This is a genomic window from Rhizobium croatiense (assembly GCF_019793465.1).
Classification (GTDB): domain Bacteria; phylum Pseudomonadota; class Alphaproteobacteria; order Rhizobiales; family Rhizobiaceae; genus Rhizobium; species Rhizobium croatiense.
The window spans coordinates 14,880-27,963 of sequence record NZ_JAILYJ010000031.1 but is presented as its reverse complement, the minus strand read 5'-3'; the positions used below and the strand labels follow the sequence as shown (position 1 = coordinate 27,963).

At 63.3% G+C, this 13,084-nt stretch carries 10 protein-coding genes; all 10 read left to right on the top strand.

All coding sequences use genetic code 11. The features are described from left to right. Positions 1–80 precede the first annotated feature (80 nt). Positions 81–2,210, top strand: a complete 2,130-nt coding sequence (locus tag K6M89_RS29740) for a ParB N-terminal domain-containing protein (protein ID WP_222141823.1) — start codon at positions 81–83, stop codon at positions 2,208–2,210. 103 nt (positions 2,211–2,313) lie between these two features. Continuing rightward, a complete protein-coding gene (locus K6M89_RS29735) occupies positions 2,314–2,970 on the top strand; it encodes a hypothetical protein (protein WP_064696198.1) in 657 nt (218 codons plus the stop codon). 75 nt (positions 2,971–3,045) lie between these two features. Further along, positions 3,046–4,236, top strand: a complete 1,191-nt coding sequence (locus tag K6M89_RS29730) for a DUF932 domain-containing protein (protein WP_222141822.1) — start codon at positions 3,046–3,048, stop codon at positions 4,234–4,236. 101 nt (positions 4,237–4,337) lie between these two features. Continuing rightward, entirely contained in the window at positions 4,338–4,592 is a 255-nt protein-coding gene (locus K6M89_RS29725) for a DUF6117 family protein (protein WP_222141821.1), read from the top strand. Positions 4,593–4,719: 127 nt separating this feature from the next. Next, entirely contained in the window at positions 4,720–9,072 is a 4,353-nt protein-coding gene (locus K6M89_RS29720) for a bifunctional class I SAM-dependent methyltransferase/DEAD/DEAH box helicase (protein WP_246642727.1), read from the top strand. 12 nt (positions 9,073–9,084) lie between these two features. Next, entirely contained in the window at positions 9,085–10,122 is a 1,038-nt protein-coding gene (locus K6M89_RS29715) for a DUF7146 domain-containing protein (RefSeq protein ID WP_222141819.1), read from the top strand. A gap of 329 nt (positions 10,123–10,451) precedes the next feature. After that, positions 10,452–11,393, top strand: coding sequence for a DUF2493 domain-containing protein (locus tag K6M89_RS29710; RefSeq protein WP_064710307.1), 942 nt, complete (start codon positions 10,452–10,454; stop codon positions 11,391–11,393). 83 nt (positions 11,394–11,476) lie between these two features. Beyond that, a complete protein-coding gene (locus tag K6M89_RS29705; RefSeq protein ID WP_047622831.1) occupies positions 11,477–11,737 on the top strand; it encodes a type II toxin-antitoxin system Phd/YefM family antitoxin in 261 nt (86 codons plus the stop codon). Beyond that, positions 11,727–12,146: a hypothetical protein gene (locus K6M89_RS29700; protein WP_112724671.1), complete on the top strand. Its 420-nt coding sequence runs from the start codon at positions 11,727–11,729 to the stop codon at positions 12,144–12,146. The genes K6M89_RS29705 and K6M89_RS29700 overlap by 11 nt, the downstream gene beginning before the upstream one ends. A gap of 584 nt (positions 12,147–12,730) precedes the next feature. Beyond that, the gene (locus K6M89_RS29695) at positions 12,731–13,054 is read left to right on the top strand and encodes a DUF736 domain-containing protein (RefSeq protein ID WP_064710306.1); all 324 of its coding nucleotides are present in this window, start codon (positions 12,731–12,733) and stop codon (positions 13,052–13,054) included. Positions 13,055–13,084: the final 30 nt, after the last annotated feature.

Sequence of the window (13,084 nt, the reverse complement as noted above, 5' to 3'; positions counted from 1 at the left end):
AGGGAGAGGAGGGAAGGGGGATTTGTGGCGGGTTAGGAGGCTGGAGAGAGGTTCCGGCCGGCTCGCCACGGAGAAACGACATGGCTCAGGCCATCCAGAAAATCACCCTCAGCGCAGCCCGGGATATTCCCTTCAACAAGCTGGTGCTCAGCCAGCAGAACGTCCGCAAGATTAAGGCGGGCATCTCGATCGAGGATCTGGCGGAAGACATCGCCCATCGCGGCCTGCTGACCAGCCTCAACGTCCGCCCCGAACTCGACGGCGATGGCAACGAGACCGGCATCTACCGCATCCCGGCCGGCGGGCGCCGGTACCGCGCCCTTGAGCGACTGGTCGCGCAGAAGCGCCTTGCCAAAACCGCCGGCGTTCCCTGCATCGTCAGCAAGGGCGAAACCCTCGAGGTCGAGGACTCGCTCGCTGAAAACGTCCAGCGTGTATCCTTGCACCCGCTCGATCAGTTCCGCGCCTTCCAGACCCTGCGCGAGCAGGGGCTTGGCGAGGAGGAGATTGCCGCGCGCTTCTTCGTCTCCGTTGCGACAGTCAAGCAGCGCCTGCGGCTGGCCTCCGTCTCACCGCGGCTTCTCGATCTTTATGCCGAGGACGAGATGACGCTGGAGCAGATCATGGCGTTTTCGATCACCAACGACCATGTTCGCCAGGAGCAGGTCTGGGATACGATCTCGCGCTCGCATAGCCGCGAGCCCTATTACATCCGGCGCCTGCTGACGGAGACCGCGATCCGCGCCAACGACCGCCGTGCCGTCTATGTCGGCATCGAAGCCTACGAGGCCGCTGGCGGTGTAACCATGCGTGATCTGTTCGACCAGGATCAGGGCGGCTGGCTGCAAGATCCGGCACTGCTTGAACAGCTCGTGGTGGAGAAGCTGAAGGCTGACGCCGAGGCGATCCGCGTGAGCGAAGGCTGGAATTGGGTCGAGGCGGCCTTCGACTTTCCCTACGGTCACACATCCGGCCTGCGCCGCTTCTACGGCGAGCAGGCGGAAATGACGGAAGACGAAGTGGCGCGCTATGATGCCACGCGTGCCGAATACGATAAGCTCGACGCAGAATATTCGGAGGCAGATCAGTATTCGGAAGCGACCGAACAAAAGCTGGAGGAACTCGGCAGCGAGCTCGACCGCCTGAACGACCGCCCCTATTTGTTCGATCCGGAGGAGGTCGCCCGCGGCGGTCTCTTCGTCTCGCTCGGCGTCGGTGGCGAGCTCAAGATCGAGCGAGGCTTCGTGCGGCCCGAGGACGAACCGAAGGATGAGAACGATCCCTCGGCTGAAGCCGGCGATGGTGCCGATCATGGCGGTGACCTGGCGGCAACCGGCTCCGTCGGCGGCGAGGAGGCCCAACCGGACGACGAGGACGAAACGATCAAACCGCTTCCTGATCGCCTGGTTCTCGATCTGACGGCGACGCGCACGGTAGCTTTGCGGAATGCACTCGCAAACGATCTCGTCATCGCCTTCATCGCAGTCCTGCATGCCTTCGTCCTGAAGACCTTCTACGTCTACGGATCGGACTCATGCCTGGAGGTGACGCTGCAGAGCGCTCGCTTCGCCCAGACACCCGGCCTCGGCGATACGGTTTGGGCGAAGGAGATCGAGCAGCGGCACGAAGCCTGGGGCCAGGATCTTCCCAAGGATCCGAACGATCTCTGGGATTTTCTCATCACGCTCGACGTGGTCAGCCGACAGGCGTTGTTTGCCCATTGCGCCTCGCTGTCGGTCAACGCGGTGATCGAACCCTGGAACAAACGGACCCGGGCGATTGCTCATGCCGATCAGCTGGCCCGCTCGATCGGCTTCGACATGGTGGAAGTCGGCTGGGCACCGACGGTCGACAATTATCTCGGCCGCGTCACCAAGGCGCGCATCCTGCAGGCGGTTCGAGAAGCCAAGGGTGACCAGGCAGCGGAACTCATCGGCCATCTCAAGAAGACCGACATGGCTCGTGAGGCCGAGCGGCTGATCACAGGCTGCGGCTGGTTACCGGAACCGCTTCGCATGACGGTCGTGGATGGCATCAGCGAAAGCAGCGCTCTAGCCGATGGTGCCTCCATCGGTTCCGATGAGGGCGAGAATGCGCCCGAACGACCCGACCTGCCGGCCTTCCTACTCGACGAGCCGGAAGCATCGAGCGATGACGCCGGCGATACGGAAAGTGGGATCGACGGCGAGCATCTCGCAGCCGCCGAATAGCGTCAAAAGCGTCCCATCAGCCTGACCCGATCGCTGTTGCGGTCGGGTCTTCTTGCAAACAGCCCGGCCATTGCGCCGGGTTTTTCCGTTTCAGGAGGCATCTATGCCTGACTTCACCATCGAGACCACCTACCACCTGCCGGTCTTCCGGCATCGCACCTACGCGGCTGACACCCTGGAGGCGGCGTGCCGTGCCGCCATCGACGACGACAGCTGGGATATCGCCGAGAAGGACTTCGAGTCCTCAGGTCCAGTTCATGTCACCGGCATTTGGACCGGTGCACATGCGGCCTATGCGGGTCCGCCGCTCCAGATCCCCCAGCAATTCGAGGAACCTGTCCAGCGCCGGGCGCGTCATTTCGAGATCCTGCTCGGACTGTTGAAGATGATGTTCGATGACATTCGCGCGGCCCGCCTACCGTCGCCCGATTGGCTCGCACGATCTGCCTGGGCCATCGCCCGAGGTGAAGCCATTCTCGCCGGAGACCCGGATCCCGAAGAGCCGGTCAACTTACCAAAACCTTCCCACGTCCTGGTCCGTCTGCGGGAGGATCGCGTGCATGACGCAATCACCGCCGTGCTCGAAATAGATCCGAGCTTCAAAGCAGTGTCTCCCGCGGCAGTGACCGACGACGAGGTTCATGCCGCGTGCGTCTCCATTGCCACCACGATGGACGTTTCCGATGTGGTCGGAAGCGCCGAATTCCAGGCGGCGCTTTTGGCGATCCGGTCGGCGCAACGCCGGCTGACGTCCGATTGATCCAACTTATTCCCCAGACTTTGCCCAACCTCGCCCGGCCATCGCGCCGGGCTTCTGTTTCATGGAGACAATGCAATGACCTCACTTGCTTCCATTCACCAGCCCGCTTCCTCGGGCTTCAAAGTCGATATCTCTCGCGGCGAGCGGATCGGCCGCGTGTCGTCGGAATGGTTTTCGCGCCCCGACGACGAACGGTTCCTGTCACTGACCGAGCTCCACGATACGGTTCGGTCCCGCGCCGAGCGTGCCCATGCCCGCACCATCGAAAGTGCTGCGATCCGGGTCGAAGCAACCCGCGACAATGCGGAGCGGCTTGAGCTTGTCGTACCGGGTCAGCGCCGAGCGATCGCACCGACCCACTGGAGCTACGGCCAGCTCTGCAGCCTGGTTGGCGCACCCGCCACCTATATGCGGCAACTGCCGGCGCCGCTTGCGGCAATCAATCTACAGCATGGCCTGCTCAATCATCGTGCCGAGCTCGTCAAGACGCTTGAGATGGACGATGGGCGGCTGGAACTGCGCGCGGTGACGGGACCGGAATACGGCCGCATCTGGGATCACGAACTGGTCTCGGCGGTGATGAAGATCGCCGGCAACGGGACCGGCGACACGATGTGGAAAGTGCCGGGCGTGTTGGATTGGGCAACGATGACCCACAACCCGTTCGTCGACATCACGAAGGATACGACGACCCTTTATGCCAGCGACCGCGACGTCTTCCTGTTTCTTGTCGACGATACCCATCCGATCGAAGCCGGACGACTTCCGAACGGCGAGACGGATCTCTACTTCCGCGGCTTCTATGCCTGGAACTCGGAAGTTGGATCCAAGACGCTCGGCATCGCCTCTTTCTATCTGCGGGCAGTTTGCGCCAACAGGAACCTCTGGGGCACCGAGAATTTCGAGGAGATCACCATTCGCCATTCGAAGTTTGCCGCCCAACGCTTCGCGCATGAAGCAGCACCCGCGCTGACCAGCTTTGCCAATTCCTCGCCCGCCCCGTTCATCGCCGGCATCAAGGCGGCGCGCGAGCGGCTCGTCGCGCGCAAGGACGACGACCGCGAAACCTTCCTGCGTCGGCGCGGCTTCTCGAAGGGCGAGACCGGCAAGGTCATCGAGATGGTGCTGTCGGAGGAGGGGAGGCCGCCGGAGAGCATCTTCGATTTCGTGCAGGGCATCACCGCGCTGGCTCGCACCAAGACCAATCAAGACACGCGTCTCGAGCTCGAAGGCAAAGCGAAGAAGCTGCTCGAGAGCGCTACCTGACGTTCTGATGCGCGTCTGGCTCAGACCCGGCCGCATCTTCAACCCCATCGTCATCCCGGAGCCCGGTCAAGCGCCGGGCATCTTTTTGTCTGGAGCACCCAATGGCTATTCCCAATCATGCCCGCACAAACTTCGACACGCTGCTGCGCGCCGCGTCCGATGGCAATCTCGCTCTTATCGAATGCCTCGATGCGTCTACACGCGAGCCGCGGTTCGTGCTGTGCGCCGTCGGCCGCACTGGCGGCGAATATGTCTTCACGCCATTCGGCCATCTCGCCGGCGGCAATCCTTACGACGCCTACCTGCCGCCGGATCCAGAGGATCCCGCTGGCTTCATCGTAAACCCGTCGAGCTAGGCGCCAATAGGCGGCAGTTCAAGCTGCCGATCCCCGACCCTTCCGTGGCCGCCCCGATATCACACCTCCGCACCTTCGGCAGGACGCTGGGCCACGCTGTTCTTCCTCACGCATGGAGCATCCTTCGATGAATATCATTTCGCAGCCTCAAACAGTTTCAACGTCTCTGCATCTTGAGATCAAAAGCCATGCTGAAGCACTTATAGATGCTGCCGGTCGGATCACGTCTCTACTGGACCGAGGTAAAGCCGTCACCCCAGGTGACCTGCGGCAAATCATGACGGAGTTTTTCGGCGGCACCGACGCCGAAGGCCTCTGGCTCTGGAAAGACGCCTATGACGTGACCGAAGCCGCTCAGGTCCTGTTTCTGCGCAAGTTCGGGCCAGCGATCGTTTCCGGCACCCATTCGCGCCGATTGACACTCGCGATGCTGACGAAAGTAGCGAACCTGGTGCCGACCCATACACGCAGATCCGAGGAGAGCCACGCGTTGCAGCAGTTCTCGACACCGATCCCGCTCGCCTACGTCGCATCTCGTGCTGCGGGCATCACGGCCGCTGACGTCGTCCTCGAACCGTCGGCTGGAACCGGCCTCATAGCAATCTTTGCGGAACTGGCAGGAGCCCGCCTGGCGCTCAACGAATATGCAGCTGCTCGGCACTCGTTGTTGCAGCAGCTCTTCTCCGGCGTTCCAGTATCGCAGCACGACGCCGCGCATATCGACGATTACCTCGAGCGTTCCATCCGACCGAGCGTCGTTTTGATGAACCCGCCCTTCTCGGCTGGCGTCCACGTCGAAGGTCGTGTCGCCGACGCCGCCTGGCGGCATCTGACCTCCGCCTTTGCTCGTCTCGCTCCCGGTGGCCGGCTCGTCGCGATCACCGGTGCAAGCCTTTCTGCCGACAATTCGGCATGGCGTGACGGCTTTGTTCGGCTGCAGGGGCAGGGCACGGTGCTGCTCAGCGCAGCGGTAGACGGCGGCATCTATGCGCGTCATGGAACGACGATGGAAACGCGCCTCACCGTGATCGACAAGATTCCGGCGGACGATCCGTCGAAGCTCGCAATGTCGAGGGGCAACGCGTCCGATCTGGAGACGCTTCTCACCTGGATCGCCGACCTACCACCTCGCACCCTGGCGAGGGCGCCAGACTCCATTGGAGCGCCCTCCAACGGCATCCTGCGCGCGGACACGATGCGTCCAGCAGCAGTTGCCGCGCCGCGGCATCGCGCTGCGCCTGTCGACGACGAGATCATCGAACTCTCCTACGAGCTGCGCGACGCTCAGCCGAAGGATGAGGCGAGCGCTGCTGACGACATCTACGAATCCTACCGGCTGCAGTCGGTCCACATTCCCGACGCGAAGCCGCATCCCGACAGACTGGCCGAATCCGTCGCAATGGCCTCGGTGGCACCGCCGAAGCCGAGTTATCGCCCGCACCTGCCGAAGCGCATCGTCGTGAGCGGCGATCTTTCCGACGCCCAACTCGAGAGCGTCATCTATGCCGGCGAAGCTCATTCCGGCTATCTTGCCGGGCACTGGAGCGTCGATACCTCCTTTGACAATCTCAAGGCGGTTGCATCCGACGCGGAAAACGCTGTTCGTTTTCGACGCGGGTGGTTCCTCGGCGACGGAACAGGCGCCGGCAAGGGCCGCCAGGCTGCCGGCATCATTCTCGACAACTGGCTGAAGGGTCGCCGTCGCCATGTCTGGATCTCGAAGTCCGACAAATTGATCGAGGACGCTCAGCGGGACTGGAGCGCGTTGGGTCAAGAGAAGCTGCTGGTAACACCCCTGTCGCGTTTCCGGCAGGGGAAGCCGATCAAGCTTGAGGAGGGCATCCTCTTCACCACCTTTGCGACGCTTCGCACCGATGAGCGTGAGGGCCGACGCTCACGCGTGCAGCAGATAGTCGACTGGCTCGGCGCCGACTTCGATGGCGTTATCATTTTCGATGAAGGCCATGCCATGGCCAACGCCGCCGGCGGCAAAACCGAGCGCGGCGACAAGGCGGCATCGCAGCAGGGCAGGGCAGGGCTGCGTCTGCAGCGCGCCCTTCCGGACGCTCGTGTCGTATATGTCTCGGCGACCGGCGCCTCGGAAGTGGAGTCGCTCGCCTATGCCGAGCGCCTCGGTCTCTGGGGCAGCAGCGACTTTCCCTTTCCGACCCGTTTCGAGTTCATTGCCGCGATCGAAGACGGCGGTGTTGCTGCGATGGAAGTACTGGCCCGCGACCTCAAGGCCATGGGCCTCTACGCATCGCGCTCGCTCTCCTTTGAGGGCGTCGAATACGAAATCCTCGAACACGAGCTGACCGATGAGCAGGTCCGCATCTACGACTCCTATGCGGAAGCGTTCCAGGTCATCCACAATCACCTCGATGCCGCGATGGAGGCCTCGGGCATCACCGGGAAATCGGGCACGCTGAACAAAAACGCCAAGGCCGCCGCGCGCTCAGCCTTCGAAAGCTCGAAGCAGCGTTTCTTCAATCACTTGCTGACATCGATGAAGACGCCGACCCTTCTCGCGGCGATGGCCGCCGATCTGGAGGAGGGGCATGCCGCTATCGTCCAGCTTGTCTCGACGGGGGCGGCACTCACCGAACGCCGGCTGGCCCAGATCCCGACCGAGGAATGGGGCGATCTGCAGGTCGACGTGACGCCGCGGGAATATGTTATCGACTACCTGATGCACTCCTTCCCGGTGCAGCTCTTCGAGGAATTTTCCGACGCCGAGGGCAATCTCAGCTCCCGACCCGTTCATGACGCGAACGGCAACCCTGTCATCTGCCGGGAGGCCGAACGGCGCCGCGACGATCTGGTCGAAACGCTGGGCAGCCTGCCGGCGATCCCGACGGCGCTCGACCAGATCGTCCAGCACTTCGGAACCGAGAAGGTGGCCGAAATCACCGGCCGGTCACGCCGCATCGTTCGCCGCGAGGAAAACAGCGCGATCGCCCGCTATGCCGTGCAGACCCGGCCGGGCAGCGCCAATCTCGATGAAGCGCGCGCCTTCATGGACGACGAGAAAGGCATTCTGGTCTTCAGCGATGCCGGCGGAACGGGCAGATCTTACCATGCGGATCTTGCCGCCAAAAATCAGCGTCTGCGTCTTCATAACCTTCTGGAAGCCGGATGGCGCGCCGACGTGGCGATCCAGGGCCTCGGGCGCAGTCATCGCACCAACCAGAAGCAGCCGCCGCGCTTCCGGATGATCGCCACCAATGTCAAGGCAGAACGGCGCTTCCTCTCGACCATCGCCCGGCGTCTCGACACGCTCGGCGCCATCACACGCGGTCAGCGCCAGACCGGCGGGCAGGGCATGTTCCGGTCCGAGGACAATCTCGAATCGCAATATGCTCGCGACGCGCTGCGGCAATTCTACGGACTGCTGCATGCCGGCAGGATCGGTGGCTGCTCGCTTGAGAAGTTCGAGAGCATCACCGGCCTGGCGCTGACATCCGACGAGGGCGGATTGAAGGATGAGCTTCCGCCGATCCAGACATTCCTCAATCGCATGCTGGCACTGACGATAGCCATGCAGAACGTGCTCTTCGAAGCCTTCGAGCAACTGCTGGCCGCTCGCATCGAGGGAGCGATTGCCGCCGGCATCTATGACAAGGGCCTGGAGACGATCACCGCCGACAGCATGACGGTCACTGAGCGCCGGCTGATCTACACGCATCCGGTCACCGGCGCGCAGTCGCACTTGCTGACGATCGAACGCCGTGATCGAAATGCGCCGATGCAGTTGGAGGAGGTTCAGCGCCTCGTAGAGCAGGATCCACGCGCGAAGCTCATGATCAATGGCAAGTCGGGCCGGCCGGCGGTGATGGTCCCGGCGCGCTCCATCATGCTGGACGACGGCTCCATTCAGCCGCGCGTGTCGCTGATCCGGCCGATGGACGAGCTGCGCTTCGAAGTCCGGCAGCTCGAAGAGACCAATTGGGAGGAGGCTGACGAACAAGCGTTCGCCATCGCGTGGGATACCGAGGTCGCTTCGGTGCCGGAATTCACGACGTCGACGATGCATATCGTCAGCGGGTTGTTGCTGCCGATCTGGAAATTGCTGCCCCAGGACTTTTGCCGCGTGCGGCGGCTGCAGTCCGATGACGGTGAACGGATCGTCGGCCGTGTCATCGCTCCGGATCGGCTCGCCGGCCTTTGCCGCAACTTCGGGATCGATCAGACGCAAGTGCTGAGCGCCGACCAGGCCTGGGCATCGCTGGTCGACGGATCCTCGATCATCGGCCTTACCGGCGACATGACGATCCGCCGCGTGCGCGTGATGAACGAATATCGCGTCGAACTGACAGGCTTCACCGATGGCATGCGCGACTGGCTGCGGTCGATCGGCCTGTTCTCCGAGATGATCAATTGGAAGCTGCGCTTTTTCGTGCCTGTCACAGACGAGGGTGCGGCGATCCTGTCGAAGCTGATCGAGCGCCATCGCCTCGTCGATATCGCGCGCCGGTCTTGAGGGAGGTCTGCCATGCTAGCTGCCTCGGATCTGGCGGATCGTCTCGCGCAGGACGCGGAGGCGGTCTGCCGGCACTATCTCTCCGCCGGTCGTCGAGCCGGCAACTACTGGCTCGTCGGCGATGTCGCCAACAACAAGGGCCGGTCCCTGTATGTGCATCTGACCGGTCCCCGCGCCGGCCGATGGACGGATGCGGCGACCGGCCAATTTGGTGATCTGCTCGATCTGGTCCGGGAGACCTGCGGCCTCGTCGATTTCCCGGACGTTGCAGACGAGGTCCGCCAGTTCCTCAGCCTGCCTCGACCGGAGCCGGTGTCGTCTCTCAGGAGGCACGCCCAAAATTCTGCCGCGGTCGAGCGGCCCACGGCTGAACGCGCCCGGCGTCTGTTTCGGATGACACAGCCATTGGCAGGCACATTGGCCGACGCGTATCTCCGCAAGCGCGGTATCCTGAGGGCATCGACCCACGCGGCGTTGGGGTTCCATCCGTCTTGCTATTATCGCGATCTCGTGACCGCCCGGACCACCAGTTATCCGGCCCTGATCGCAGCCGTGACCGAGCCTGCCGGCGCAATCACCGGCGTTCATCGCAGCTGGTTGGATCCCGACGGCGCCGGCAAGGCCAAGGTCGACGATCCGCGCCGCGCACTTGGCGGACTGCTCGGGAATGGCGTCCGTTTCTGCTTTCCGGTCAATGCGCCTGTGCCGGTCATGGCGGCAGGCGAGGGGCTTGAGACCATGCTGTCGCTCTCACACGTGATGCCAGGAATGCCGATGGTGGCGGCGCTCACGGCCAATCACCTTGCCGCCTTCCGCTTCCCGCCCGGTTGCCGGCGCATCTATATCGCCGCAGACGCGGATGCCGCCGGCCGGCATGGGATCGAGGGCTTGAGCCGCAGGGCACAGGAATGCGGCATCCTGCCGCTGGTGCTGTCGCCGGAGCTCGGCGACTTCAACGAGGATCTGCGCTGGCTGGGGGCGGACCGGCTGACCGCAAGCCTCAGGGCTCAACTCACTCCGGAAGATGCAATGGCCTACCTGCCCGCGTGAAGCGCGTCGGAGGCTTGGGGGAGGGGTGCGGGCGGTACTGGGCGAGGTGCAGTCCATTGGCCTCATTCGGGATGGGCGCGCGCCCGCGGGCCTGCCGAGAGGCGACCCTTACCACGCGGTTCTCCGGGCCTTCAGCGGGTCGGTCAGGTTTCTTCCCCTGTCAGACCGCAGGCGCGGTCCGTCATTCCTCGCGGATCAAGAAACCCTCCCTCCGCCGCCCGGCGCTTCGCTGGGCCGCGGCACTTCGCTTGCGGTTCCGGCCTCGGCCCCGCTTGACCGGGTTCGCCGTCAGGCCGCGAGAGGCGCGGCCCAAACCGACGGAGACCACCATGGACCTGATCCTTCACCCCGATGACAGCTTCGAGCCCCACCACGCATCCTCCCCGACCGACCGCTTCATCTACGAGATGCAGGTCTTCGGCTATCGTCCCTTCCAGGACGAGCCCGATCCGCGGCCATTGCCGGAGGAGCCGCAGGTCCAGACTTCGATCACCACGATCTTTGACGCCCTCGCAGAAATGCTCGGCGACACCCGGCTGGAGCCCGATCTCGAAGACCTGCTCTGGTCGATCCCCAATCTCTTCCACCGGGCCGGCGAGCGCATCCAGCGCGAACTCGACCGCAACGAAGAAGCGCAGCGCACCGGCCAGCGCGAGCAGGACGGCTCGGAGGTGAAGAGTGTCGAGCTCGAACGCCTCATCGCCGAGGGCATCACGCTCCTGGAACGCCGCAATGCTTTCGAGTTCATGCGCGACTTCAGTGCCGACCTGTTCGAGGCGCAGACTGGATCGTCCTGGCGGCCGCGCAGCGGCTCCAAGGTCAACCACGCCAACATGACCGCGGCGATGATCGACAGTCGCGACTTCCTCTCCGCCCGACGTCGCGCCGAGACAGAGGTGCTGATCCCTGCCGGCACCAAGATCGCCTTCTCCGGTGGCATGGATTATAACGATCATGAGCGCATCTGGGCCAAGCTCGATCAGGCGCATGCCAAGCATCCCGACATGGTTCTGCTGCACGGCGGCTCGCCGAAAGGCGCTGAACGCATCGCCGCCTGCTGGGCGGAAGCCCGCAAGGTCACGCAGATCACCTTCAAGCCCAACTGGACCAAGCATGCGAAGGCCGCGCCATTCCGGCGCAACGACGAGATGCTGTCGGTCATGCCAGCCGGACTGATGGTCTTTCCCGGAAACGGCATCACCGGTAATCTTGCCGACAAGGCGCGTCGCCTCGGCATTCCGGTCTGGCAGGCTTCAGGAGACGGCGCGTAAGCGCCGATTTCCTCGAAATTCGTAAAAGATGGAAAACATGGGAAAATTGGATTATATGGAGAACCATACCGGAGACCATAGCGATGAAGCAGTTCACCACAGGCGACCTGAACAAACAGATCGGCGATATTACCGATGCGGCGAGCCGCGAACCGGTCATGCTCACTCGCCACAAGAAGCCTCGCTTTGTGCTGATGAGTTACGAGCACTATGAGCGCATGCGCACGGGCGGCGACCCCCGCCGCGCCTATCATATCTCCGAAATGCCCGCCGAGCATGCGGAGCTGTTCGACGAGGCGCTCGATCGGCTGGCGCGCGGCGAAGGCTACGATGATGAGCCATGAATTCCGCCCCGGCGAGGTCATATCTTATCCGTACCTTTGGGCCTGGCAGCAACAGCGCGGCGAAACCGAGGGCCGCAAGCAGCGCCCGGTCTGCGTCGTCATCGCCATCGGCAGCGCCTCCGATGGGAATACCCATCTGGCCCTCCTCGCCATCACCACGCAACCGCCGCAGACGGGTCGTGCCGCTCTGGAGATCCCGGACATCGAGCGCAAGCGCGCTGGCTTGAGCGATCTGAAGCAGTGCTGGATCATGGCCGACGAATACAATTACGATATCGTCGAACGCTCCTGGTACATCGAGCCCGATCAGGACGTCCTCGGCCGCTTCAGCAAATCCTTCATGGTGAAGATCGCCCGACTGTTTGCCGAGGCGCGGGGCCGATCCGGCAGGGTCAACCGCCTCGATTGAGCAACGATCGAAACGGTCATCATCCCGGACATCTCCGGCGGCTACATCGTCGGCGCCATCAACGTCGGTGGCCGGCCTCACGAGGCAACTCGACGACTGGCGGGTGTTTTCGGCGGGTCTGATTTTCCTGAACATCAACGGGGCGGGAGCGACGCGCGGCAATCAAGCCGGTGTTGTGATCGCGATCCAACCGAGCTGCAGTCGCGCCAGAGCGCACGGCAATTCAAGGGCCACACCGACCGAAGCCATTTCTGACAATGACGATGGGATCGGGAGGGTGCTGATCTCTGGCGTCGCGTCAGATGATTGGCGGCCAGCATCCGTTGACCCCAACACTCACCGACGCAATCGACGAGCGTGGCACTCGGCGGGTACGCAAAGGGGAGCCAAGGCGAGGTCTCCTGCCGACGTCGCAATCAAGGACCATTCCCGTTCTTTATGTCGCCTTTCTAAGGGACCGGCCGCGATCAGCGTCAACCCCGCAAGGGGGTTCCCCTTCGCTTAAGCTTCGGTGACGCCTGCGGCACAGCCCCTTCTTCGGGCGCCATCGGGAATGGTCCCGATGCAACGAAGGAGACAATCCCATGGCTACCACGATCGCAACCCTCACCGAAAAGACCGACGGCTCGCTCGAAGGCGTCTTCGCCACCATCCGGGTCAACGCCCCGATCGCTCTCATCCCGAACGCCAGCAAGGCGAGCGAAGAAGCCCCCGATTACCGCATCATCCATCGCAAGACCGGCTTTGAGATCGGCGCAGGCTGGAACCGCATCTCCCGCCAGACCGGCGAGGAATACATCTCCACGAAGCTCGAAGCGCCCGAGATCGGCGTGATCTTCGGTAACGTCGCCCCCGCGCCCGGTGGCGAGCCCGGCAAGAAGGTCATCCTCTGGAACAGCCCGGCCTGAACCGGACCGCCGGCTCCGAAACAATCGGGG

Excerpts from the sequence above, each read along its gene's own strand:
- K6M89_RS29735 (WP_064696198.1), top strand. The coding sequence starts at position 2,314 with ATGCCTGACTTCACCATCGAGACCACCTACCACCTGCCGGTCTTCCGG.
- K6M89_RS29705 (WP_047622831.1), top strand. The coding sequence starts at position 11,477 with ATGAAGCAGTTCACCACAGGCGACCTGAACAAACAGATCGGCGATATT.
- K6M89_RS29730 (WP_222141822.1), top strand. The coding sequence starts at position 3,046 with ATGACCTCACTTGCTTCCATTCACCAGCCCGCTTCCTCGGGCTTCAAA.
- K6M89_RS29700 (WP_112724671.1), top strand. The coding sequence starts at position 11,727 with ATGAGCCATGAATTCCGCCCCGGCGAGGTCATATCTTATCCGTACCTT.
- K6M89_RS29720 (WP_246642727.1), top strand. The coding sequence starts at position 4,720 with ATGAATATCATTTCGCAGCCTCAAACAGTTTCAACGTCTCTGCATCTT.
- K6M89_RS29715 (WP_222141819.1), top strand. The coding sequence starts at position 9,085 with ATGCTAGCTGCCTCGGATCTGGCGGATCGTCTCGCGCAGGACGCGGAG.
- K6M89_RS29725 (WP_222141821.1), top strand. The coding sequence starts at position 4,338 with ATGGCTATTCCCAATCATGCCCGCACAAACTTCGACACGCTGCTGCGC.
- K6M89_RS29695 (WP_064710306.1), top strand. The coding sequence starts at position 12,731 with ATGGCTACCACGATCGCAACCCTCACCGAAAAGACCGACGGCTCGCTC.
- K6M89_RS29710 (WP_064710307.1), top strand. The coding sequence starts at position 10,452 with ATGGACCTGATCCTTCACCCCGATGACAGCTTCGAGCCCCACCACGCA.
- K6M89_RS29740 (WP_222141823.1), top strand. The coding sequence starts at position 81 with ATGGCTCAGGCCATCCAGAAAATCACCCTCAGCGCAGCCCGGGATATT.